General features: G+C 49.1%; 25 protein-coding genes and 1 tRNA gene. 8 read left to right on the top strand and 18 right to left on the bottom strand.

Annotated elements, in window-relative coordinates:
* From ACKOVI_RS06730 to argS, 6 genes are all read right to left on the bottom strand, one after another.
* Positions 1 to 795, bottom strand: a 795-nt coding sequence (locus tag ACKOVI_RS06730) for a Rho termination factor N-terminal domain-containing protein (RefSeq protein WP_509603313.1), incomplete at its 3' end; no start/stop codon positions are given.
* Between the two features lie 124 nt (positions 796 to 919).
* Positions 920 to 1,846 (bottom strand): homoserine kinase, encoded by a 927-nt coding sequence (gene thrB / locus ACKOVI_RS06725; protein WP_509603312.1) that lies wholly within the window; start codon positions 1,844 to 1,846, stop codon positions 920 to 922.
* Positions 1,847 to 1,849: 3 nt separating this feature from the next.
* Positions 1,850 to 2,938, bottom strand: coding sequence for a threonine synthase (gene thrC / locus ACKOVI_RS06720; RefSeq protein WP_509603311.1), 1,089 nt, complete (start codon positions 2,936 to 2,938; stop codon positions 1,850 to 1,852).
* Positions 2,938 to 4,233: a homoserine dehydrogenase gene (locus tag ACKOVI_RS06715; protein ID WP_509603310.1), complete on the bottom strand. Its 1,296-nt coding sequence runs from the start codon at positions 4,231 to 4,233 to the stop codon at positions 2,938 to 2,940. The genes thrC and ACKOVI_RS06715 overlap by 1 nt, the downstream gene beginning before the upstream one ends.
* Positions 4,234 to 4,245: 12 nt before the next feature.
* Positions 4,246 to 5,595, bottom strand: coding sequence for a diaminopimelate decarboxylase (lysA, locus tag ACKOVI_RS06710; protein ID WP_509603309.1), 1,350 nt, complete (start codon positions 5,593 to 5,595; stop codon positions 4,246 to 4,248).
* Positions 5,595 to 7,241: an arginine--tRNA ligase gene (argS, locus tag ACKOVI_RS06705; RefSeq protein WP_509603308.1), complete on the bottom strand. Its 1,647-nt coding sequence runs from the start codon at positions 7,239 to 7,241 to the stop codon at positions 5,595 to 5,597. The genes lysA and argS overlap by 1 nt, the downstream gene beginning before the upstream one ends.
* A gap of 122 nt (positions 7,242 to 7,363) precedes the next feature.
* Between argS and ACKOVI_RS06700 the strand changes: the two genes are divergently transcribed.
* The 4 genes from ACKOVI_RS06700 to ACKOVI_RS06685 all read left to right on the top strand — a co-directional run bounded on the left by ACKOVI_RS06700 (position 7,364) and on the right by ACKOVI_RS06685 (position 9,606).
* Positions 7,364 to 7,442 (top strand) — tRNA-Leu (locus ACKOVI_RS06700).
* Between the two features lie 21 nt (positions 7,443 to 7,463).
* Positions 7,464 to 7,835 carry a hypothetical protein gene (locus ACKOVI_RS06695; protein WP_509603307.1) on the top strand — a complete coding sequence of 124 codons (372 nt, stop codon included), beginning with the start codon at positions 7,464 to 7,466 and terminating at the stop codon, positions 7,833 to 7,835.
* Positions 7,836 to 7,848: 13 nt separating this feature from the next.
* Positions 7,849 to 8,181 carry a helix-hairpin-helix domain-containing protein gene (locus ACKOVI_RS06690; RefSeq protein ID WP_509603306.1) on the top strand — a complete coding sequence of 111 codons (333 nt, stop codon included), beginning with the start codon at positions 7,849 to 7,851 and terminating at the stop codon, positions 8,179 to 8,181.
* Positions 8,182 to 8,295: 114 nt separating this feature from the next.
* The gene (locus tag ACKOVI_RS06685) at positions 8,296 to 9,606 is read left to right on the top strand and encodes a bifunctional o-acetylhomoserine/o-acetylserine sulfhydrylase (RefSeq protein ID WP_509603305.1); all 1,311 of its coding nucleotides are present in this window, start codon (positions 8,296 to 8,298) and stop codon (positions 9,604 to 9,606) included.
* Here the strand turns inward: ACKOVI_RS06685 and ACKOVI_RS06680 are convergent, their stop codons facing one another.
* From ACKOVI_RS06680 to ACKOVI_RS06665, 4 genes are all read right to left on the bottom strand, one after another.
* Positions 9,607 to 9,858, bottom strand: coding sequence for a hypothetical protein (locus ACKOVI_RS06680; protein WP_509603304.1), 252 nt, complete (start codon positions 9,856 to 9,858; stop codon positions 9,607 to 9,609).
* A 67-nt stretch (positions 9,859 to 9,925) separates the two neighbouring features.
* Positions 9,926 to 10,687 (bottom strand): bacteriorhodopsin-like, encoded by a 762-nt coding sequence (locus ACKOVI_RS06675; RefSeq protein ID WP_509603303.1) that lies wholly within the window; start codon positions 10,685 to 10,687, stop codon positions 9,926 to 9,928.
* Positions 10,688 to 10,891: 204 nt separating this feature from the next.
* The gene (locus ACKOVI_RS06670) at positions 10,892 to 11,290 is read right to left on the bottom strand and encodes an arsenate reductase ArsC (protein ID WP_509603302.1); all 399 of its coding nucleotides are present in this window, start codon (positions 11,288 to 11,290) and stop codon (positions 10,892 to 10,894) included.
* Positions 11,290 to 11,943 carry an aquaporin gene (locus ACKOVI_RS06665; protein ID WP_509603301.1) on the bottom strand — a complete coding sequence of 218 codons (654 nt, stop codon included), beginning with the start codon at positions 11,941 to 11,943 and terminating at the stop codon, positions 11,290 to 11,292. The genes ACKOVI_RS06670 and ACKOVI_RS06665 overlap by 1 nt, the downstream gene beginning before the upstream one ends.
* A 71-nt stretch (positions 11,944 to 12,014) precedes the next feature.
* Between ACKOVI_RS06665 and ACKOVI_RS06660 the strand changes: the two genes are divergently transcribed.
* From ACKOVI_RS06660 to ACKOVI_RS06645, 4 genes are all read left to right on the top strand, one after another.
* On the top strand, positions 12,015 to 13,226 hold the full coding sequence (locus ACKOVI_RS06660; protein WP_509603300.1) for an MFS transporter: 1,212 nt from the start codon (positions 12,015 to 12,017) through the stop codon (positions 13,224 to 13,226).
* A gap of 9 nt (positions 13,227 to 13,235) precedes the next feature.
* Positions 13,236 to 13,898, top strand: a complete 663-nt coding sequence (gene trhA, locus ACKOVI_RS06655) for a PAQR family membrane homeostasis protein TrhA (RefSeq protein WP_509603299.1) — start codon at positions 13,236 to 13,238, stop codon at positions 13,896 to 13,898.
* Between the two features lie 144 nt (positions 13,899 to 14,042).
* Positions 14,043 to 14,846 (top strand): hypothetical protein, encoded by an 804-nt coding sequence (locus tag ACKOVI_RS06650; protein ID WP_509603298.1) that lies wholly within the window; start codon positions 14,043 to 14,045, stop codon positions 14,844 to 14,846.
* Between the two features lie 5 nt (positions 14,847 to 14,851).
* On the top strand, positions 14,852 to 16,594 hold the full coding sequence (locus tag ACKOVI_RS06645; protein ID WP_509603297.1) for an acyltransferase family protein: 1,743 nt from the start codon (positions 14,852 to 14,854) through the stop codon (positions 16,592 to 16,594).
* 74 nt (positions 16,595 to 16,668) lie between these two features.
* On the opposite strand, the gene ACKOVI_RS06640 is transcribed toward ACKOVI_RS06645, so the two are convergent.
* The 8 genes from ACKOVI_RS06640 to ACKOVI_RS06605 form a co-directional block, all read right to left on the bottom strand.
* Positions 16,669 to 17,556, bottom strand: a complete 888-nt coding sequence (locus ACKOVI_RS06640) for a fibronectin type III domain-containing protein (RefSeq protein ID WP_509603296.1) — start codon at positions 17,554 to 17,556, stop codon at positions 16,669 to 16,671.
* 56 nt (positions 17,557 to 17,612) lie between these two features.
* Positions 17,613 to 18,230 carry an RdgB/HAM1 family non-canonical purine NTP pyrophosphatase gene (rdgB, locus tag ACKOVI_RS06635; protein ID WP_509603295.1) on the bottom strand — a complete coding sequence of 206 codons (618 nt, stop codon included), beginning with the start codon at positions 18,228 to 18,230 and terminating at the stop codon, positions 17,613 to 17,615.
* A complete protein-coding gene (rph, locus tag ACKOVI_RS06630) occupies positions 18,227 to 18,952 on the bottom strand; it encodes a ribonuclease PH (protein ID WP_509603294.1) in 726 nt (241 codons plus the stop codon). Before rph ends, rdgB begins: the two co-directional genes overlap by 4 nt.
* A 42-nt stretch (positions 18,953 to 18,994) precedes the next feature.
* Positions 18,995 to 19,792 carry a glutamate racemase gene (murI, locus tag ACKOVI_RS06625; protein WP_509603293.1) on the bottom strand — a complete coding sequence of 266 codons (798 nt, stop codon included), beginning with the start codon at positions 19,790 to 19,792 and terminating at the stop codon, positions 18,995 to 18,997.
* Positions 19,793 to 19,843: 51 nt separating this feature from the next.
* Positions 19,844 to 20,794: a PLP-dependent cysteine synthase family protein gene (locus ACKOVI_RS06620; protein ID WP_509603292.1), complete on the bottom strand. Its 951-nt coding sequence runs from the start codon at positions 20,792 to 20,794 to the stop codon at positions 19,844 to 19,846.
* A 7-nt stretch (positions 20,795 to 20,801) separates the two neighbouring features.
* Positions 20,802 to 21,080: a MoaD/ThiS family protein gene (locus ACKOVI_RS06615; RefSeq protein ID WP_509603291.1), complete on the bottom strand. Its 279-nt coding sequence runs from the start codon at positions 21,078 to 21,080 to the stop codon at positions 20,802 to 20,804.
* 25 nt (positions 21,081 to 21,105) lie between these two features.
* Positions 21,106 to 21,522 (bottom strand): M67 family metallopeptidase, encoded by a 417-nt coding sequence (locus ACKOVI_RS06610; protein ID WP_509603290.1) that lies wholly within the window; start codon positions 21,520 to 21,522, stop codon positions 21,106 to 21,108.
* Between the two features lie 22 nt (positions 21,523 to 21,544).
* A partial coding sequence (locus ACKOVI_RS06605) for a DUF2017 family protein (RefSeq protein WP_509603289.1) occupies positions 21,545 to 21,749 on the bottom strand: 205 nt, incomplete at its 5' end.

The following is a 21,749-nucleotide window of genomic DNA, read 5'->3' as shown; positions in this document are numbered from 1 at the left end:
TCCGCGCTGTCCCTTACCAATAGGTGCAATCAAATCGATCACGCGAGTTGTAAGAATGTTTGGCTCTGTCTCAAGGCGAAGACGCTCTTGAGGGTAGAGAGGGGTGAGCTTTCCGAATTCAACGCGTGCATTTGCCTCTTCAACAGGAACGCCGTTAACGGTTTCAAGGGTAATAAGAGGGTTGTACTTCTGCCTCTGCTCGCCCTCGCGTGCTTGGCGAACCTGACCTGTGACAACGTCACCCTTACGAAGTCCGTACTTTCGGACCTGTCCTTGTGAAACATAGACATCGTTGGGACCAGGGAGGTATCCAGCTGTACGAATAAATGAGTAGTTTTCAAGAATATCTACGAGACCACCTACTGGGACGAGAACGTCATCTTCACCGATTACTGGTTCACGCTCTTCACGTCCGCCACGGTCACGTCCGTTGCGATCGCGTCCGCGGTTGCGGTCACGACGATTGCGGTTGCGGTCATTACGGTCGCCACGATCTCCGCGGTGGTCTGAAGAATTGTCGTTATCGTTGTCATCATCGGATGAATTGTTTGAATTCTGTGACTCTTTCTCTGTTCCTTCAGAGTCATCGGAATTCTTATTGTTGCGCTTTGCATTACGAGCTTCGCGACGTGCTTCGCGTTCTGCCTTAGCTGCTTCGCGGTTTGCTGCTTGAAGATCGCCGATTGCTGTTACGAGGGCGTCCTTCTTGAGCTTTGCTGCGCCTTCAATACCAAGTTGGGAGGCCACTTCCTTGAGTTTCGGAAGTGTCATTGCAGCGAGTTCTGTTGTTGTCATTGAATTCTTTTCTTGAGTGTCCCCCGGCATAAACCGCAGGGAATGTTGGTTTTGTATTTCTTATATCTTTGAGATTTACCAGCGTAGTCGCCTCGAGTGAAACCGGCGGTGCTGATGGCCGAAACTATAGCAGGACGGCTCCACGAGAGGCAATTTCAAGCACGGTCGCCCCAAAAGCCTTACCTCCAGCTAACTTCAGCTCTTCTACCTCACGTTGATCGGCTGTATGCAGTGCAAGGACTGTAGGTCCCGCACCCGAGATAAAAGCAGCGATACCTGCACCACGAAGTTTCTGCACGAGTGCATATGACTCAGGCATGGCCTCTGCGCGATATGACTGATGTAAGAAATCTTCTGTTGCAGTGAAAAGTAAATCTGGTCGAGTTGTTAATGCATGGCTCATGAGCGCTGCATTTGTTGTATTACGCACCGCATCAGCAAAAGGAATCGCCTCTGGCAACATCTTGCGCGCCTTCGAGGTAGCCAGAGCCTTGGGTGGAATATATGCAATCGCTTGGATGCGCGGATCTACGTTGAGATGAATGCAGTGAGCAGATGACTTATGTTTTTCAACTTCAAACCAAGAGATAGTTGCGCCGCCAAAGAGTGAGGCTGAAACATTATCTGGGTGGCCTTCCATATCTGTTGCTAATGAAAGAAGTTGAATATCGCTCATGTGGTCTTCACCGTTGAGAACAAGAGCGCGTGCCAGAACTAATCCGCCAATAATTGCACTTGCAGATGAACCAAGTCCACGACCATGAGGGTTAACGTTCAGCGCACGGATTGCAAGTCCTTTTGGGCGGCCGCCGAGAAAATCAAAACCTTTATACATCGCTTTAACAAGTAAGTTCTTGTCGTTACGTGGAACTTCATCAGCACCTTCACCAGTAACATCGATATCGAGAATTACATCATCGAGTACCTGCGCCACATAACGATCGTGCATGGCAAGTGCCAAGCCAAATGCATCAAAGCCTGGACCGAGGTTGGCCGAGGATGCAGGGACCTGCACCTGCATTGGCTTAGCTTTAAAAGTTGGCTTGCTCATAAATTAAGCCTTGCTCAATCCAAGTGCTTGCGCTGCAATATCAGCGTTGACTGGAACGCTGACAGGATCTTTCGCGCCTTCGAGCGCCCAAGGAATATCTTTCAATCCATTTCCTGTGCAGGTAATAACAATGCGCTTGCCACGAGGAAGCTTTCCTGCGGCCTTGTACTTGATAAGCCCTGCAAGTCCTGCAGCCGAAGATGGCTCGCAGAAAATACCTTCATGGGCAGAGAGAATTCGATAGGCAGCCAAGATTTCTTCATCTGTGACTGAATCAATGAGGCCCGCAGATTCATCGCGCGCAGCGATTGCCTGGTTCCATGAAGCAGGCTTTCCGATTCGAATCGCTGTTGCAATTGTCTCTGGATTATCGACAGGGTGACCTAGCACTAAAGGCGCTGCACCTGCTGCTTGGAATCCCCACATCGCTGGCTTCTTAGAAGAAATTCCATCAGCAGAGTATTCGTTATAGCCCTTCCAATAAGCAGTGATATTTCCTGCATTTCCGACGGGAAGTGTGTGAATATCTGGCGCATCACCGAGAAGATCTACAACTTCAAAAGCAGCAGTCTTTTGACCTTCGATGCGGAAGGGGTTAACTGAGTTAACCAGTGAAACTGGGTACTTCTCTGAAAGTTCGCGAGCCAGGACCAAGCAATCATCAAAGTTTCCTTGGACCTGAAGCAGTGTCGCACCGTGAGCAACTGCTTGTGCAAGCTTTCCCATAGCAATCTTGCCTTCTGGGATAAGAACCGCAGGAACCATTCCAGCTTTGACGGCATATGCAGCCGCTGACGCAGATGTATTTCCTGTTGATGCACAGATGACAGCCTTAGCGCCATCTTCTGCAGCCTTTGATATCGCCATAGTCATTCCGCGATCTTTAAAAGATCCGGTTGGGTTGATTCCTTCGAACTTCACCCAGACATCGTTATCGAGAAGTTGGGAAAGGTATGCAGCAGGAATAAGTGGGGTTCCGCCTTCACGTAGTGTGATGACAGGAGTCTTTGAACTTACTGGAAGGCGGTGGCGATACTCTTCAATAACGCCGAGCCATTGGTGCGCACCTGACTTTTTCTTGAACAGACCCATTACGCACTCGCTCCCTCTACACGAATTACACTGGAAATCTTGCTGACGATATCCATCTTCTTCAGAGCATCAACTGTTGCCTTGAGTTCACCTTCAGTTGCAAGGTGGGTAACGATGATGAGCTCTGCATCAGCATCACGACCATTTTGATCGACAGTCTGAATTGAAACACCCTGTGCAGCAAAGACTTGAGCAATAGCTGCCAAAACACCTGATTTATCCTGCACTTCAAGGCGAATAAGGAACTTGGTCTTTGTTGTCTCGATCGGAGCAATATCGCGATCTGCATAATCAGTTTCGCGTTGACCAACAGAGTTGTGTGCAATGTGACGTGATACTGCGAGGATGTCGCCGAGAATTGCAGATGCTGTTGGCGCCCCACCTGCACCGCGACCGTAGAACATCAGTGGTCCAGCAGATTCTGCTTCCACAAATACTGCGTTAAATGCATCGCGCACAGAAGCAAGAGGGTGTGCCTTCTCTAACATCACCGGATGTACGCGAACAGAAATCTCATCTTTAGGAGTTAGTTCTGCAATCGCGAGCAATTTGATGACGTAACCAAGTTCTTTAGCGAGCTGGACATCTTCCAAAGTAATCTGAGATATTCCTTCACGGTAGACATCTGAAACTGTGACTCGTGTGTGGAATGCAAGGCCAGAGAGAATTGCAGCCTTTGCCGCAGCGTCAAAGCCTTCGATATCTGCAGTGGGATCCGCTTCCGCATATCCAAGTTCCTGGGCTTCCTTGAGAGCAACAGCAAATTCCTTATTCTCTTCATGCATCTTTGTGAGAATGTAATTTGTAGTTCCGTTAACGATACCCATGACGCGGATTACGAAGTCACCGACGAGAGAATCACGAAGTGGACGAATAATCGGAATCGCACCCGCAACAGATGCTTCGTAGTAAATATCTTCCCCTTGCGCGTAAGCCGCGGTAAAGAGCTCTGCACCGTGGCTAGCAAGAAGTGCCTTATTGGCGGTAACAATTGATTTGCGATTCTTGATTGCAAGATGAGCCAACTCATTAGCAGGCTCGATTCCGCCCATGACCTCAACAATCAGGTCAATCTCTGGGTCGTTGACGATAGAAAATGGATCGGTTGTAAAAAGTGCTGGGTTTATCCCCGGGTAATTCTTGAGAGTTCGCACTGCAATGCGGGCAAGCTCGATCTTGACTCCTGCGCGAGTAGAGAGCTCTTCAGTATCTGCAAGAAGGAGGCGGGCGACTTCACTACCGACCACACCGCAGCCGAGCATGCCAATGCGTACTGGTTTATTTGCTGAGCCCATGAGGTGATTCTTTCACATCTTGGCTACATCGAGAGCGAGCAAATCAGCCTCGGTCTCGCGGCGCACGATGACACGTGCCTTTCCATCAATGACTGCGACTACAGGCGGACGAGGCACATGGTTGTAATTGCTCGCCATAGAGCGGCCATATGCACCTGTTGCCGGAGTCGCAATCAAATCACCTGGAACAACATCGGATGGAAGCTGAATATCTCGAATAATGATGTCACCGGTTTCGCAGTGCTTTCCCACTAATCGAGATTGTGCAGTAGGTGCAGTTGATGTGCGCTGTGCAATCTTCGCAATGTATTCGGCGCCATATAAAGCGGTACGGGCGTTATCGCTCATTCCTCCATCTACGGAAATATATTTGCGGATTGATCCATCTTCAATCACGACATCTTTAACAGTGCCTACTTCATAAAGAGTGAACATTGTTGGTCCCACGATGTTGCGACCTGGCTCGATAGAGATTGCAGGAATATCGAGTGAGTACTTCGCGCATGCCGTACGAACGGCCGCTCCGAGAGTTGGCAAAACATCGGCAGGTTCGACTGTTGTTTCACCATCAACATAAGCGATTCCGTATCCGCCACCGAGGTCAAGCTCTGGAAGCTGCGATCCGTATGTGTCGCGGTACTTTGACATAAATGCAAGTAAACGATCTGCAGCAATTTCGAAGGCATCGGTGCCGAATATCTGTGAGCCAATATGGCAGTGCACTCCACGAAGTTCAAGATCGGGAAGTTGTGCAACCTTTTCTACAGCTGCCCACGCAGCACCTGAAGCAATCGAGAAACCAAATTTCACATCTTCATGCGCGGTGGAAATTGATTCGTGGGTATGGGCTTCAATTCCAGGTGTCAAGCGAATAAGAACGGCTTGGCGCTTGCCGTGCTTTCGTGCTGCTTGAGCAACTCGATCAATTTCAAAGAGCGAGTCCATGACGATTGTGTTGACGCCAATCGAAACCGCGCGATCAATTTCAGCGAGTGATTTGTTATTGCCATGGACTTGAATCTTCGCGGGATTTACGCCACCTGCAAGTGCTGCTGCGAGCTCTCCGCCCGTAGCAACATCCATACCGATGCCAATCTCAGAAATCCAATGTGCGACTGCAGTACATGTGAATGCTTTTGAAGCGTAGAAGACATGGCCTGCGTGATGGCCAAACTCTGCTGCGAGTCCATCACGCCATGCAATCACACGGGAACGAAATGCATCTTCATCGAGGAAGAATGTTGGTGTGCCGAATTCTTGGGCAAGTACTGAAGCAGGAATGCCGGAAAGATTGACTTGGCCATTGTCAAAAGTGATGTTCTTTGACCACATTGCGCCCACCGAACTGGAAATTGATGTCATTACATGCGCTCCGGTGCACTTACGCCGAGCATTGCAAGTCCGTTAGCAATTACCTGCATTGTTGCTGCGCACAGATTTGCACGAGCTGAATGAATTGGTGCGATTGCTTCATCCCCTAATGGGAGGACACGGCAATCTGCGTAGAAGCCGTGATAAACGCCGGCAAGTTCTTCAAGGTAGCGAGCAATGCGATGTGGTTCGCGTAGTTCTGCCGCTTGCGCGACGATGCGAGGAAATTCTGCAAGTGTTCCGAGCAGCTGATTTTCACGATCATGCGTTAACTGTGATGGGTCGAAGTTTTCGAGACCAGTTGGAATTCCTAGCTCTGCAACATTGCGAAGAACTGCTGCAATGCGCGCATGTGCATACTGCACGTAGTAGACAGGGTTCTCGTTGGTGTTACTGCGCAAGATATCGATATCCATCACCATTGGTGTATCGACCGGGTAGCGAATAAGCGTATAACGAGCAGCATCAACACCAACTTTTTCAACCAACTCTGCAAGAGTAATAATGGTTCCAGCGCGCTTAGAAAGCTTGACTTCTTCGCCGCCTTCCATGATTTTTACGAGCTGGCCAATAAGAACGTGAATGTTGTAATCAGGATTGTCGCCAGCGCATGCAGCTACTGCACGCAAACGATGGATATATCCATGGTGATCTGCGCCCAACATGTAGATACAGATGTCATTGCCGCGTTCGCGCTTATTGATGTAATAAGCAGTATCGGAAGCGAAGTATGTGAGTTCGCCATTTTCCTTAATCAAAACGCGATCTTTATCATCACCGAAATCTGTTGTGCGAAGCCAGACTGCGCCATCTTGTTCGAAGACGTGGCCTTGTTCGCGAAGTTTCTCCATACCGTGTTCGACCGCACCTGAATCGTGGAGCGAGCGCTCAGAGAACCACACATCGAACTGAGTGTGGAAAGTTTCAAGGACGGATTGTTGCTCCGCTAATTGAACTTTGTAAGCAGCTTCGCGGAAATCATCGCTCGCCGAAATTCCAGGATTTTCTGCAAGAACAATTTTTGCCAGATCTTTAATGTAATCACCTTGGTAACCATCTTCAGGGACCGGATTGCCTGTTGCTGCTGCTTGAACTGATTGACCGAAGAGATCCATCTGACGGCCTCGATCATTGATGTAAAACTCTTGGGTCACGTGTGCGCCCGCTGCTTTCAGTACGCGACCAAGCGCATCGCCGACAGCAGCCCAACGAGTGTGGCCCAGGTGAAGCGGTCCTGTTGGGTTGGCGCTAATAAATTCTAGGTTGATGGAGACACCTTTGAGCGAATCGCCAGTTCCATATGCGGTCGCATCGGTAAGAATGGTGCGCACCAGCTCTGCCTGGTTGGCACGATCTAAAGTGATGTTGATAAATCCTGGTCCAGCAATATCGACCGCAGAGACTCCCGGAAGTGATGCGATTGCTGATTGAAGAAGTGTGGCAACTTCGCGAGGATTCTTGCCGGCTGCCTTTGCTAATTGCAGCGCAATGGAAGTTGCATAGTCGCCATGGTCCCGATTCTTGGGGCGTTCAAGGACGATGGATTCTGGGGCTGAACCTGCGAGCTGACCTGATTCGATTGCAGCAGCGACGAGCCCCTGGATGGAGGCTGCGAGTTGATCTGCAAGCGAGGACATTTGCGTAGTTTAACTGGCCTTCCCGTGTAATCGTTGACCTATTCCAAGAGCGGATTTTGGCTCATCCGCGGATAAGCCCTACTCTTTGCCCTGCACCGCTTTTAAAAATCCACAGGTGCGACGCGGGAGTGGTGAAATGGCAGACACGCCAGTCTTAGGAACTGGTGCTTCGGCGTGCGGGTTCAAGTCCCGCCTCCCGCACAATTCTTTTAGACTCTTCCTATGTCTGATTACATCGCAGGTTCGTGCAATATCGGTCCATCTGAGATCCATCGCCGCTATCAAAGCGCAATCCTTGGTGGGGTCATCTACCTTGCTCTTGCGATTTACCTCATCACATCTGGCTCTTCAACATCTTCTCGTCTGATTGCATTTGCACCGGCGATGCTTGCATCGGTCGGCTATGTACAGGCGAAGAGCCGCTTCTGTTTCGCATATGGCTTGATGGGTGTCTTTAACTTCGATAAAGCGGGCGATGTAAAGAAGATTAAAGATCCTGCAGCGCTCAAAGCAGATCGCGCCAATGCAGCGAAGATTCTCGGAAAGAGCCTTGTTCTGGCAGTTGTGTTGACTGCAGTAGTCGTACTCATTTAAGAGGTCTTTGACAATGGCAAAGGCATCTCCAGCAAAGATTAAGAAGTTGCAGGGCGAAGCAAAGCGTGCGGCTGCTGCACGCAAAGCAGAGAAAGCTGAAGCTCGGTGTGCTGTTACTCGAGGCGAAGTTGATCTAGACGAATATGCGGCAGTCGATGGCGAGTGGCGTGAAATTGGTCTAGCGGCTCCAGCTCGTCGGGCGCTGATTGACGATGGACTCTACAAAGTCAGCGATCTTCGAAAAGTCTCATTAGCTGCCATCAAAGAGCTGCATGGCATGGGTCCAAGTGCTATTCGCCTCCTCGTTACCGCCATGAAGAAAGAAGATCTTCACTTCCGAAAGTAATACTGCAGAGTACTTTGCAAGCTACTTGCATCAACGAATCTCTCTCGAGAACTTCTTCTCAATACTTGTTACCTTTCGCTCTCCATCACAACGTCCCTTCATTGGAGAGTTACCATGACACAGCCATATTCATTTGAGACTTTGCAAGTACATGCAGGACAAGTTCCCGATCCAACTACTGGCGCACGTGCGCTCCCTCTCTATCAAACAACGGCATATCAATTCCGCGATACAGAGCATGCTGCAAATCTCTTCGGGCTAGCAGAGCTTGGCAATATCTATACCCGCATCATGAATCCAACTCAAGATGCCGTCGAACAGCGACTTGCCGCTCTTGAAGGCGGAGTAGCAGCGTTGCTCGTTGCCTCAGGATCTGCCGCTACAACATTTGCGATTCTCAATGTTGCCGAAGCTGGCGACCACATTGTGTCTAGCCCAAGTTTGTATGGCGGCACTTACAACCTCTTCCACTACACGCTTCCTAAATTCGGCGTAGAAGTGACATTCGTTGACGATGCATCAGATCCAGAGTCTTGGCGCAAGGCAGTACGTCCAAATACCAAGGCGTTTTTCGGTGAAACTATTGCCAATCCAAAGAATGAAATCTTGGACATTAAGGCAGTCGCCGATGTTGCACATGAGGTCGGTGTTCCACTCATTGTTGATAACACAGTCGCAACCCCATATCTCATCAAGCCAATTGAATTCGGCGCCGATGTAGTTGTTCACTCTGCAACCAAATTCTTATCAGGTCACGGAAATGCAGTTGTTGGCGCGATTATTGATGCCGGTAAATTTGATTACGCACAATATCCAGAGCGCTTTACTGGATTTAATCAGCCGGATCCGAGTTATCACGGTCTCGTCTATTCACAGGCACTTGGAGTTGGTTCTGCATTCGGCGCAAACCTCTCCTACATCTTCAAGATTCGCCTACAACTACTTCGCGATGTCGGAGCTGCAGTCTCTCCTTTTAACGCATGGTTGTTAGCACAGGGACTTGAAACTCTCTCCCTGCGCATCGAGCGCCATGTTGAAAATACAATGGCAATTGCTGCTTGGCTTGAAAAGCACCCGAGTGTTGAGAAGGTGAACTATGCAGGGTTGCCTTCATCGCCATGGCACGCCCTTGCAAATAAATATGCACCCAAGGGATCTGGAGCAGTTCTCTCCTTTGAACTCAAGGGCGGGGTTGAGGCGGGCAAGAAGTTTGTGGAATCTCTCAAGCTCTTTAGCCATGTTGCCAATATCGGTGATGTTCGCTCGCTCGTAATTCATCCAGCAACTACAACACATTCTCAACTTTCTGCAGATGAGCAACTGGCTGCAGGTGTAACGCCAGGCTTGGTTCGTCTCAGCCTCGGAATTGAAAATGTTGAAGACCTTAAGGCAGATCTCGAAGTTGGTTTTGCTGCTGCGAAGTAACTAGAGAAGAAAGCTGTAGATAAGCAGGAGGCCGCCGCCAGTGACGATAATCGCGGTGGCGGTCCTGCTTTCCAGCCACTTCTTTCCAAAATTGGTAAAGGTAAGTGCCAACAAGAGTGAGCCAGGAAGAAAGAGGGTGGCGCTCTTGACCAAGTTATTATCAGAACCGGTCTGGTAGCGAAGATTAATCAGGCCGACAGCGAAAGCTGCATAAGCAGCCATCCGAAAATTATTGATGCGCACTGAGTTCATGGGTAGAACAGTAACGGCGAAGGGCGCCGATTTCTCGGCGCCCTTCGCTTTATTACCAGGTAATTAATTAGTGGTCAGCTGCCATTCCTTCAGCATGTGACTTCATACGTGCGATCTTCAGGATTGTTAATCCGAATACACACTTCGCAAGAACATCTGCGATGGTGTATCCAACCTGAACGCCTACGAATGAGCTCGCTGTTGGATCTCCTGTCATGCCGAGGATGTATGAAATTGGATAGACACCCCAGGTAGCAACGAGAAGGAGGCGAAGACGCTTCACTGTATCTGCAACACCTTCAGGCTGACGGTCGAGCGACTTAGTGAGCTCTACGAAGAGTACATAGAGGATGTAGAGGAATGGAATTGTTGAGAGCACACCGTAGATTGCAGCAGTTGTTGTATCAGTTGCGATTTCACCTGGGTAACCAAGTGCGATCATTGCAGCTGATGCTGGAACAAGGCGCATGATGAGTGACTTTGAAACTTCTTTTGCAAGTGCAAGTACTGCAATTACTTCAACGAGAAGTAGTGGGACTGTGAGGAGCCAGTCCACGTAGCGGTATGCCTCGTTAAATGAACCATGGTCTCCTGAAACATTGACCATAAAGCCATTTGAAGCTTCGTTGAATGAGTTGAAAATGCGGAAGTAGTGATAGCCAGCGATGAATGTAACCATGGATGACATTACGAGCGCATTACGGTACTTAGGTAGCACGCGTGACTGTGAGACTAATGTGTACACGGTGCAAGCAAGCATTGAAATTAAACCAAATGAGAACACGTTATAAACGAGGTTCCATTGGTTGCTGTTGAGTGTTACCGACATATCTCCTGAGCCTTTCTTGACTCTTCATCAGTGTGGGCTTCCTTGCCCACAAGGCCGTCGGTCAGGAACGATTGCTCAGGGCAACGCTGACCTTCGATGGCGTTAGTGTGAACCTACTGCAAGGGATTCGCATCTTGGAATCGCACTTTCCGAGATGAATTAATCGTCCCCGGCGGTCAACTTGCGCCCAGTGAGCGAGGAAATTTAAAGAATGCCCGCCAGCAACGCCGAAACCCTGCCTTTGATATCGTCACGGATAAGCCGTACCTGGTCGATTCCCTTCCCCGCTGGATCCTCGAGTACCCAATCTTCATAGCGCTTTCCTGGGTAATACGGACAGGCATCGCCGCAACCCATGGTGATAACAACATCAGATTGTTGAACCGCTTCAGGAGTAAGAATCTTTGGCTTCTGATTTGCAATATCAATTCCAAGCTCAGCCATTGCTTCTACCGCGACTGGGTTGATCGAATCTTTCGGTGCAGAGCCAGCTGAGAGAACTTCCACACGGTCACCGCCAAGCTCGCGCATAAAACCCGCTGCCATCTGTGAACGTCCTGCGTTATGTACGCAGACAAACATGATTGTCTTTTTATCGCTCATTATTTATTCACCTTTTGATTGAGGGTTGTGAAAAGTAGATAACCACAGGCAGCACCCAGAATTTCGAATGGGATAAATACCAAAGCTGAATGGGGGGCAATACCTGCAAAGGTATTAGAAAAAGTACGTCCGATCGCTATTGCGGGGTTTGCAAACGCGGTGGATGCCGTAAAGAAGTAGGCAGAGAAAATCCATGAAGCAACTCCCGCTGCTACATATCTTGCTTTCTTAATTGTAGAAAGTTGATAGATAACAAAAATTAAGCCAGCGGTCGCGAAGAATTCGCTGAGCAAGAGGTTTCCGCCATCGCGGCTCTTAGTTGAGATATCTATGGCGGAATTGTCAAAGATTAAATTTGCAATGACTGTCCCGGTAATCGCACCAATAATCTGGGAAACGATGTAACCCATAGATAGATTTAAAGTGAGTTCTCTGCGAAAGTAGGAAATACCAGTAACAACTGGATTGAAATGTGCACCGCTCAGTGGAGCAAATAGAGTAATCAGCAACCACAGTGCCGCACCTGTAGCAAGAGCATTGATCAGTAGCTGCACACCGATATCGCTTGAAAGTTCCTCTGCCATGATTCCTGAACCAACCACCACTGCAGCAAGAGTGTAGGTACCTAGAAATTCCGAAATTACTTTCCGCATAGTCTCGATAATATTCAAATTCGGTAAATATATGGTGAACTCATAGCAGATTTTCTAAGTACGCTTACTCAATGCGCACACAGATGAGAGAGCTCCGCGCCCATAAAGGGTTTTCGATGCTCGCCTCGGCGCGATTTATCTCCAACGTCGGCAATGGGATGTCCCCCATTGCATTGGCATATGGAGTTTTAAGCATTCCTGGCTCAACAGCAGGCGATCTCAGCCTCGTCATGTCTGCGCGTTATTTCCCGATGATTGCCTTTATGTTATTTGGCGGAGTATTTGCAGATCGCTTCCAACGCAATCGCATTGTGGGTGGTAGCGATGTCATTGGCAGTTTTATGGCAGGTACAAGTGCGATCTCGCTTATCGGTGGGTTTGGCCATATCTGGATTCTTGTTGTGATGGGCGGACTCTTCGGAGTCCTTAATGCGCTCTGGTGGCCAGCAATGTCCGGCGTGCTACCTGAAATTCTTCCAAAGGAAAAGCTTCAAGACGGTAATGCTGTTATTGGGTTAATGAGCAATATTGGTTACATCTCGGGCACGCTACTTGGTGGTGTCATTGTTGCAACTTTTAATCCAGGGTGGGGATTGCTCGTCGATGCAACATCATTTCTTATTGCAGGTTTGATTGTTTGGAATATTGATCTTCCGAGCAAAACTCGCATTGAAAGCCCAGGAATCATCCATGACCTTGCAGTCGGCTGGCGTGAATTTATCTCTCGTTCCTGGGTAGTCACAATGGTTTTGACCTTTGCCATTATCAATATGGCATTTGAATCCATGCTCCAAGTTCTCGGACCACTTAATTTCAAAGACCTAGATACCGGGCCGCGCTATTGGTCTCTCAACCTCGCTGGAATGACAGCAGGAATGATGATTGGTGGATTTATTGTTTTGAAAAAGAAGTTTAAGAGACCGCTCTTCATCACAATGATTCTCATTGCATTTTCTGTGGTGTGGGACTTTGCCCTGGCGCTCGACTTTCCACTTATTTTCTGCGTACTCGCTGCTGTCTTCTCAGGTATCACTATCGAATTCTTTATGGTGACCTGGAATACATCGATGCAGACCCATATTCCAGAAGAGTCCTATTCGCGCGTGAATGCTTACGATGCCTTAGGCTCATTTGGTATTGCGCCAATTGGGGTCGTCATTGCCGGCCCGCTTGCTGCTCATTTTGGAGTCAATACCATTCTCTTTGCCACCGGCACACTGACATTTATTGCGGCATGCGCCTCACTGACTGTTAAATCTGTCAGAAACCTCAGTAACGCGTAGTCTTACCGCATGAGCAAAGAGACTGAAGTTCAAAGCCCCGTTGCCCCGCCAAAGCTAAGAGGCTGGTTTCACCTCGGTGCAACGCCCGCTGTAATCATCGCTTCTTTAATTCTCTTTATCTTGAGTAAGGAGTCACTGAAGTTTGCAGTTGCTCTCTACTCGATTACGGCAATCATGTTATTTAGCGTTTCCGCCATTTATCACCGCGTGCCGTGGTCTCCAGAAAAGAAGAAAATGTGGCGCCGTTGGGATCACGCCAATATCAATCTTCTGATCGCGGGCTCCTACACGCCATTTGCAGTTGCTCTTCTTGAACCACACGATCGCAATCTGATGTTAGCAATCGTCTGGACCGGCGCACTTGCAGGTGTTGCCATTCGCGTTTTCTGGATTGGCGCACCACGTTGGTTATACGTTGCTAACTATTTAGTTCTCGGTTGGGTTGCGATTGTCTACACACCACAGCTCTACGATCGTGGTGGGTTATGGGTACTCATTCCTATTTTGATTGGTGGATTGCTCTACTCAATTGGTGCAATCTTCTATGCGCTCAAGAAGCCTGGCACCACAGCCAAATACTTTGGCTTCCACGAGCTATTCCACGTTTTCGTTCTCGCCGCCTGGATCAGCCAATACCTGGCTATCTGTTTCGCGATTTACCGCTCAAGGTAAATCGCGTTGAAAGGCGCTAGGGCGATTTACCGCTCACGGTAGGCAATCCAAGCTGAGGGGCGATTTCGCCTCGCCTTGCCATGCCCTAACCTATGCCCCTAAGGAATATTCGGTAGCGGCGTTTTTTAGTACTGGGGATTATCAATGGCAGAGAAGAAGGACTTTCTCAACTGGGTGGGCTTCCGCGAGGAATCCGAGCGCACCCCTACAGGCAACCCTGTCGATCGCATCCGTGAACTCGAATCACAGCTCAGCGACCTACGTTCACGCCGCGATATCACCTCGTTAAGTAAAGAAGAGTTTGAAATCCTCGCAACTGAAACTGCGATGATGATGATCAAATCTGCTCAAGCACGTGAAGCAAAGTCTGTTGTATCTGCTGAGCGATTGATCAATGAATCTACTCGTAATGCAAAGGATCTCTTGGAAAGCGCTGAGACTAAAGCGCGCAGTATTCTCTCCGGCGCCGAAGCACGAGGTCGCAAATACATCTCTACTGCAGAATCAGAGGCTGCAGACCTCGTCAATGAGGCAACGCGCGAAGCTGAATCAATTATCGATACCAAACGGCGCGAAGCAGCAGCAGTTGCATCAGCTGCTCGTCGTGAAGGTGAGCGAATCGTTGCTGATGCAGCAAATGAAGTTATCGAATACCGCCGTTGGTTGGCAGAAGTAATTGCTGAATCTGAGAAGCTCTACCGAGTTCAGTCTCAGGCCCTTGTTGCGGCAGAGCAGGCAATTGCACAATCACGTCAACGTCTTGATGGAGCATTTGCTCGGCTTGCCAATATGCAGGCAGTAGTAAATGACTCTCTCAATGAAGACGGTACTGTGCGTCGCAAAGAACCTATCAAGGTGGAGAGCCGTCGTACTGCTCCAGCTTTAGATGCACCAAAGCGCACCGTTAAGAAGAGCACTGCAAAGAAAACTGCAGCTAAGCGCAAATAACTTCCATGGCTACCAAACGCGGTATCCAATACATACCTGCAATTGATGGACTTCGCGCCATCGCAGTGATGGCTGTTCTCTTTTATCACTTAGGTTTTAAGTGGATTCCCGGTGGCTTCCTTGGAGTCGATCTCTTCTTCGTTATCTCTGGCTATGTCATCACCCGTTTGTTGCTTGATTCAATTGAAAACAGTGGCGGGCTGGATCTTCGCGCTTTCTATCTTGCACGCGTGCGTCGCCTACTTCCAGCCCTCGCGTTCATGCTTGCTACAACCGCTATTGCAGTGGGTATCTGGGCTCCAGACACCATCAGGCGTTTCCTCATAGATACACCATTTGCCCTGACTGGCTCGATGAACTGGTGGCTAGTTAGTCACCACCTTGATTACTTTGAGGCAATCGGTCGCCCGCCGCTATTGCAGCACACCTGGTCGCTGGCGGTAGAAGCGCAGTTCTATCTCATCTGGCCATTAATCCTCTTGTTAATCCTTAAATTCTTCGGCAAAAAGCGCATCTCGCTCATTTCGCTAGCTATTGCTGGAGTCTCAGGAGTCGCTTTGATGGCGGTTTCATTTTCGCTCGATGCAGCAAATGCATCAAAGGTAAGCCACGTTTACTTTGGAACTGACACCCATAGCATCGGCCTCTTCCTCGGTGCAGCCCTTGCCGTGAGCTGGATTCCACAGAATTTCAAAATGGAAGTGAGCAAGAGGGCACAAGACTTTATTGATGGCATTGGCGTCTTTGGATTCTTGGGAATTCTCGCCACATTTCTGTTGATTGACGAGACAAAACCTGCGCTCTACAAAATCGCATTTCCTTTGGCTGGATTTTTTGCTGCTGCCATCATTACCTCAATTGTTCATCCGGCATCTCGCTTCGCCCCAATCTTGCAGAACAGAGTCCTCCTCTGGATCGGCGAGCGTTCCTATGCAATCTACTTGTGGCACTGGGTAATCTTCCAAGTAACCCGCCCAAAGGTCGATCTTGCAGGTGCATCATGGGCGATGTACTCACTTCGAATTCTGATTGTCTTTGCACTTGCCGATATCTCGTTGCGTTATATCGAACTTCCTGTCCGCCGAGGTGTTTTGAGCTACTGGATCAAGGGTTTGAAATACCGCACTCAATCAGAGAAGAAAAAACAGACAATTGCCGTAGCTGCCATAGTTGCAATTCTTATTGGATCGATAACGGTAGTCAGTTCACGTGCAATCATGATTGGCAATGAACAACGGACAACTCTCATTGAAAACCTAGAGTCAGTAAAAGCCGCTCCCGTTCAAACTCAAGAGGGAATTTGGCTTACCGGTGATTCGGTCATTCTCGGAATTAAGAGCGCTCTCGCGGAGCGGTATAAGGTTGCACTCGTTAATGCGCACGTGGGGCGTCAGGCACCCGAGCTATTGCAGGCGATTCTGCACGACAAGGCGAATGCTCCAGATGGTCCGGTAGTTCTCAATATGGGCAACAACAATGCGCTGACCCAACAGCAAGTGGTCGACATCCTTGATGCGCTCAAAAATGAGAAGGAAGTTATTCTTGTAAACACTGCCGTCCCCCGCCCTTGGCGCGATGGAAATAACAGGCTAATTGCCGGCATTTCATTGCGTTATCCAAATGTGCAGGTAATCGACTGGGCAGCTATCTCTGAAGGTCACCCCGAATACTTTGCCCCGGATGGAGTTCACCTAGTCCCGACCGGTGTTGCAATCTATGTCGAAGAAATCGCTCGTTACCTCGATTAAAAACAATGTTTACTTGCAAGAAAAAACCCCAGCGCTCCGATTTCGGATACGCCGGGGTTTTTATTTAAAGAGATTTATTCGAACTGACCTGCAAAACCGAATGCCTTAGCAACACCCAATGTGCCATCTGAATAAATTGCAGAGACTCGGAATGATGTGTAGGTCGAATCAGATGTCTTAGTGAGCTCAAACTTCAACTCAGTTGAAGGAATCTGTGAAACTTCCTTCCATGTGCCGCCGTTTGAGGCGATCTCAACCTTGTAGCCAGTTACATCGCCAGCAGGTGCTTTCCAAGAAAGTACAAGAACTTCCTTAGTTGATGCATCTTTCCAGTTACCGATAAAACGTGAAGGTGCCTCGCCTGTTGTTGCAGCATTTGTTGTATCGGTTGAAGCAGCAGGAGATGCTGATTCTGTTGCTGTTGCCTCAGGTGAAGCAGACTCTGTAGCTGTTGCTGCAGGAGTATCTGTCTTTGTTGAATCGTTGCTTGATTGCTGTGATGCAACAATTGCGGTGAGGATCGCTACGCCGAGAAGCACTGCAACAAGGACGCTCTTTGAAGAGCCTTGACGAGGCGCAGCAGATGGCTTTGCGGCTGGAGTTGCTGCCTTGACTGGTGCAACTGGAGTTGTAGAAACATTAACGCGATCGCGTGAAGCACTGGTTGGAACTGGTGGAACAACTACGGAAGATGTAGAGCTCTTGCGTGCTGGAGACTTCTTGACAGTCTTCTTCGCAGCAGCCTTCTTTACGGTGGCCTTCTTCACAACGGCTTTCTTGGCAACTGCCTTCTTGGCTACAGCTTTCTTAGCAACCTTCTTAGGCGCTGACTTCTTAGCAACCTTCTTAGCGGTTGTCTTCTTTGGTGCCGCCTTCTTGGCAACAGACTTTTTTGCAACCTTCTTAGCGGTCGTCTTCTTTGGTGCTGCCTTCTTGGCAACTGCCTTCTTCTTTACTGCCACGTTTATCTCCTCGGGTTGCGCCACAAGCAGATAACTGCCGGACGTATGGGCAAAGTTTAGCCTAGGGTTTTCAGAGCGCTCATCACATGCGGGGCAATGGCACGAAGGGCCTTGCCTCGATGGCTCATCGCATCCTTCTCTTCAGAGCTCATCTGAGCGCTGGAGATATCTAACCCGTCGGGTTGAAAAATAGGATCGTAACCAAAACCATTCTCACCTATGGGTGAGAAGAGAATCTTTCCGTGGAAGCGGCCCTCTTCGCAGTGGGTACGACCATCAGGAAGATAGAGCGCCGCAACACATATGAAGTAAGCAGTGCGCTTTTCATCTTCTACATCCTTAAGTTGATGCAAAACCCTTGCGATATTTGCAGCATCATCGCCGTGTCCGCCCGCCCAGCGTGCTGAGAAAATTCCAGGATCGCCATCGAGCACATCAATGCAGAGTCCGCTGTCATCTGCGATTGCGGGCAATCCCGTAGCTTCAGACATTTCACGTGCTTTAAGAAGTGCATTCTCTTCAAATGTAGATCCTGTTTCATCAACATCGTGAAGCTCTGGAAATTGATCGAGCCCTACGAGCTCTATTTCTCCCGGTGCAATTGCATCGAGAATGCGACGGAATTCAACAATCTTTCCTTGATTGCGAGTCCCTAGTAATAACTTATGGCTCACGCGTTGAGCGCCTTTTTCTGAAGCTCTGTCAGAGTCTGTGTTCCAGCCACCGCAAGATTGAGAAGTGAATCTAGGAGCGCACGGTCAAATGGCGCGCCCTCGGCTGTTCCCTGAACTTCGATAAAACGACCATCTCCTGAGCAAACCACGTTCATATCTGTCTCTGCACGAACATCCTCTTCATAGCAAAGATCGAGCATTGGTATTCCATCGATAATTCCAACGCTGATTGCAGCAACAGAGTCCGCAAGTGGCTTTGCGCCTGCTTTTACATGTCCTTCACGTTGCGCCCAAGAAATTGCATCCGCAAGTGCGACATAGGCACCGGTAATTGCTGCGGTACGAGTTCCGCCATCTGCCTGAAGAACATCACAGTCAATCACGATTGTGTTTTCGCCGAGTTCTTTCATATCGACGATGCCGCGGAGTGAGCGACCGATCAAACGTGAAATCTCTTGTGTGCGTCCGCCCAACTTGCCTTTCACGCTTTCGCGATCGGAGCGAGTATGTGTTGCGCGAGGAAGCATTGAATACTCAGATGTCACCCATCCTGTTCCGCTGTCCTTAAGCCAACGTGGAACTCCTGGAGTAAATGATGCAACGCAGAGAACGCGAGTCTTTCCAAATTCAACAAGCACAGAGCCTTCCGCATGGTCGAGCCATCCACGAGTGATCTTGATATCGCGTAGTTGGTCTACCGAGCGTCCATCATTGCGTGTCATGGTTTCCTCCGAGTTTGTTAGTGCGTTAATTTTTTTCTGAGCTTAGAGATCTTGATGTTGAACAGAGCCGACTTCAGGACCTAAGAAGCGACGTGCCAATCCTTCAAATGCAGCTGCATCACCAGTTGCAAGAAATCGATGCGTAGGAGCCGCAGATTGTGAGTCACGAAGAAGTGAACTTTCCACGAGAACGCGATAGAGATCCTTTGCAGTCTCTTCTGCACTGGAAACGAGCGAGACGCCATTGCCCATTACATACGAGATGACGCCAGTCAGAAGCGGATAGTGAGTACAACCCAGTACTAAAGTATCGATATCTGCTGCAATCATCGGTGCAAGATATTCGCGAGCGACTTGTGTTATTGCTTCGCCTGAAGTTTCGCCTCGCTCAACAAATTCAACGAAACGAGGGCAAGCGGTAGAAGTAATGTGTAACTGAGGCGCAGCAGCGAAAGCATCCAGATAGGCCTGTGAGTCAATCGTCGCACGAGTTCCGATCACACCGACCTTGCCGGTGCGAGTTGCAGCAACTGCGCGACGCACTGCAGGTTGAATGACTTCAATGACAGGAACTGAATAACGTTCACGAGCATCGCGCAACATGGCAGCACTTGCTGTGTTACAGGCAATCACTAGAGCCTTGACACCTTGTTCGACCAGGAAATCCAAAGTCTCTAATGAGAAATCTCGAACCTCTGCCAAGGGACGTGGGCCATAAGGGCCGCGTGCAGTATCGCCGATGTAGAGAATTGATTCATTGGGAAGTTGATCCAAGATTGCTCGAGCAACTGTTAAACCGCCAACACCAGAATCGAAGATTCCGATAGGTGCGTCGCTCATGGAGGTAATCGTACGAGGTTGAGTCTCGAAACCGAGAATTAGCGAGGCGGATTAAGCCCACAAAGTGCCGTCGAGGCCCTCTGTCGCATCAGCTACATCGCTGCCATATACGCCAGTGGAGAGGTATTTCCATCCTCCGTCGCAGACAATGAATGCAATATCGGCATCGCGACCGTCACGTACAGCTTCATTTCCCATTGCGATGGCCGCATGCAAAATTGCGCCAGTTGAGATGCCTGCAAAAATCCCTTCAACATGGAGAAGTTCACGCACGCGCTTTACTGAATCTTCAGCACCTACCGAGAATCGACGCGTCAGAACTGATGCGTCATATAGTTCAGGAACAAAACCTTCATCGATATTGCGTAATCCGTAAACGAGTTCGCCGTATCGCGGTTCGGCTGCAATGATTTGAACATCTGGTTTGTGTTCGCGTAGATAACGACCAGCTCCCATGAGAGTGCCAGTTGTTCCAAGTCCTGCAACAAAGTGAGTAACTGTTGGAAGATCTTTCAAAATTTCTGGACCTGTGCCGTTGTAGTGCGCTAACGAGTTAGCAGGATTTCCATATTGATAGAGAAAGACGTAGTCAGGATTCTGTGAAGCAATCTCTTTCGCCACACGGACCGCTTCATTTGAACCACCGGCAGCTGGTGAAGAAATAATTTGCGCTCCCCACATCTCCAACAATTGGCGACGTTCAGGGCTGGTGTTCTCTGGCATGACGCAGATAAGTTTGTATCCGCGAACTTTGGCTGCCATAGCAAGTGAAATTCCGGTATTGCCTGATGTTGGCTCGAGGATGGTGGCTCCAGGTTTGAGCAATCCGCTTTTCTCGGCTTCATCCACCATTGAGATTGCGGTGCGATCCTTAATGGAACCGGTGGGATTGCGATCTTCCATCTTCGCCCAGAGGCGAACGTTGGGAGCGGGCGATAAACGTGGGAGGCCAATCAGCGGGGTATTACCCACTGATGCTGCGAGTGATTCGTAGCGGGCCATCAGTACATTACTTACTGCCGCCAGCGACTGCTGGAAGGATAGTTATTGAATCGCCATCTTTGAGTGGAGCTTCAAGTCCGCCAAGGAAGCGCACATCTTCGTCGTTGATGTAAATGTTAATGAAGCGGCGAAGTGCACCGTTCTCGAGAAGGCGCTCTCCGAGTCCTGCATATTGCGCATCAAGATCTGCAATGAGTGCAGAGAGGGTTGCGCCATTAGCCTCAACAGACTTTTGATCTTTTGTATATGGACGAAGGATTGTTGGGATGCGGACTTCAATAGACATACCCGTATTATGGCGAAAAAAGCCTCTAATCGGTAATTGAAACTTCTTCCTCAGTAACTACGCCATCAATGATTCGATAGGAACGAAACTCTGTTGCAGGTGCAATATCTTCGCGGGTAGAGACCAATACATAGTGAGCCCCGGGTTCACCTGCATATGCAATATCGGTGCGAGATGGGAAAGCCTCGGTCTCTGTGTGTGAGTGATAGATGACGACAATTTCTTCATCATTATCATCAACCTCGCGATAGAGGGCGAGCAAATCTTTGGGATCAAATTCGTAGAAAGTTGGTGAATGGGCCGCATTAATCATCGGCTTATGGCGGACTGGTGTATCTGCTCCGACGGGACCAAGAATCACGCCACAACATTCATCAGGATATTCGGCTCGTGATTGTTCGAGAATTGCATCGACAATTGCACGCGAAATTGTAAGAGCCATGGTCAGATTCTAGGGCTAATTTCTATTCAGTAATTTCATCCATCAGTGCTTCCAGGAGAGTCTCCTGTAGCCATCCAAGCCAACTGTAAACAGCATAAACCCCACGGAGGGGATCATCGGGTGAAAGTAGTTCGAGATGTTCGTAATTATTGTTCTCGATTTTCAATCGCACACCAAGAGCTAGCCGAACATCGTTAAGTCCACCGAGCCAATCGTTTGCACATTTG

It is taken from the genome of Candidatus Planktophila sp., from assembly GCF_046070465.1.
Lineage (GTDB): Bacteria > Actinomycetota > Actinomycetes > Nanopelagicales > Nanopelagicaceae > Planktophila.
This window is presented reverse-complemented; position numbering and strand designations above follow the sequence as displayed.

What these genes read in the sequence shown, in the direction of transcription:
- thrB (WP_509603312.1), bottom strand. Translation starts at nt 1,846, where the DNA reads ATGAGCAAGCCAACTTTTAAAGCTAAGCCAATGCAGGTGCAGGTCCCT.
- thrC (WP_509603311.1), bottom strand. Translation starts at nt 2,938, where the DNA reads ATGGGTCTGTTCAAGAAAAAGTCAGGTGCGCACCAATGGCTCGGCGTT.
- ACKOVI_RS06715 (WP_509603310.1), bottom strand. Translation starts at nt 4,233, where the DNA reads ATGGGCTCAGCAAATAAACCAGTACGCATTGGCATGCTCGGCTGCGGT.
- lysA (WP_509603309.1), bottom strand. Translation starts at nt 5,595, where the DNA reads ATGACATCAATTTCCAGTTCGGTGGGCGCAATGTGGTCAAAGAACATC.
- argS (WP_509603308.1), bottom strand. Translation starts at nt 7,241, where the DNA reads ATGTCCTCGCTTGCAGATCAACTCGCAGCCTCCATCCAGGGGCTCGTC.
- ACKOVI_RS06695 (WP_509603307.1), top strand. Translation starts at nt 7,464, where the DNA reads ATGTCTGATTACATCGCAGGTTCGTGCAATATCGGTCCATCTGAGATC.
- ACKOVI_RS06690 (WP_509603306.1), top strand. Translation starts at nt 7,849, where the DNA reads ATGGCAAAGGCATCTCCAGCAAAGATTAAGAAGTTGCAGGGCGAAGCA.
- ACKOVI_RS06685 (WP_509603305.1), top strand. Translation starts at nt 8,296, where the DNA reads ATGACACAGCCATATTCATTTGAGACTTTGCAAGTACATGCAGGACAA.
- ACKOVI_RS06680 (WP_509603304.1), bottom strand. Translation starts at nt 9,858, where the DNA reads ATGAACTCAGTGCGCATCAATAATTTTCGGATGGCTGCTTATGCAGCT.
- ACKOVI_RS06675 (WP_509603303.1), bottom strand. Translation starts at nt 10,687, where the DNA reads ATGTCGGTAACACTCAACAGCAACCAATGGAACCTCGTTTATAACGTG.
- ACKOVI_RS06670 (WP_509603302.1), bottom strand. Translation starts at nt 11,290, where the DNA reads ATGAGCGATAAAAAGACAATCATGTTTGTCTGCGTACATAACGCAGGA.
- ACKOVI_RS06665 (WP_509603301.1), bottom strand. Translation starts at nt 11,943, where the DNA reads ATGCGGAAAGTAATTTCGGAATTTCTAGGTACCTACACTCTTGCTGCA.
- ACKOVI_RS06660 (WP_509603300.1), top strand. Translation starts at nt 12,015, where the DNA reads ATGCGCACACAGATGAGAGAGCTCCGCGCCCATAAAGGGTTTTCGATG.
- trhA (WP_509603299.1), top strand. Translation starts at nt 13,236, where the DNA reads ATGAGCAAAGAGACTGAAGTTCAAAGCCCCGTTGCCCCGCCAAAGCTA.
- ACKOVI_RS06650 (WP_509603298.1), top strand. Translation starts at nt 14,043, where the DNA reads ATGGCAGAGAAGAAGGACTTTCTCAACTGGGTGGGCTTCCGCGAGGAA.
- ACKOVI_RS06645 (WP_509603297.1), top strand. Translation starts at nt 14,852, where the DNA reads ATGGCTACCAAACGCGGTATCCAATACATACCTGCAATTGATGGACTT.
- rph (WP_509603294.1), bottom strand. Translation starts at nt 18,952, where the DNA reads ATGACACGCAATGATGGACGCTCGGTAGACCAACTACGCGATATCAAG.
- murI (WP_509603293.1), bottom strand. Translation starts at nt 19,792, where the DNA reads ATGAGCGACGCACCTATCGGAATCTTCGATTCTGGTGTTGGCGGTTTA.
- ACKOVI_RS06620 (WP_509603292.1), bottom strand. Translation starts at nt 20,794, where the DNA reads ATGGCCCGCTACGAATCACTCGCAGCATCAGTGGGTAATACCCCGCTG.
- ACKOVI_RS06615 (WP_509603291.1), bottom strand. Translation starts at nt 21,080, where the DNA reads ATGTCTATTGAAGTCCGCATCCCAACAATCCTTCGTCCATATACAAAA.
- ACKOVI_RS06610 (WP_509603290.1), bottom strand. Translation starts at nt 21,522, where the DNA reads ATGGCTCTTACAATTTCGCGTGCAATTGTCGATGCAATTCTCGAACAA.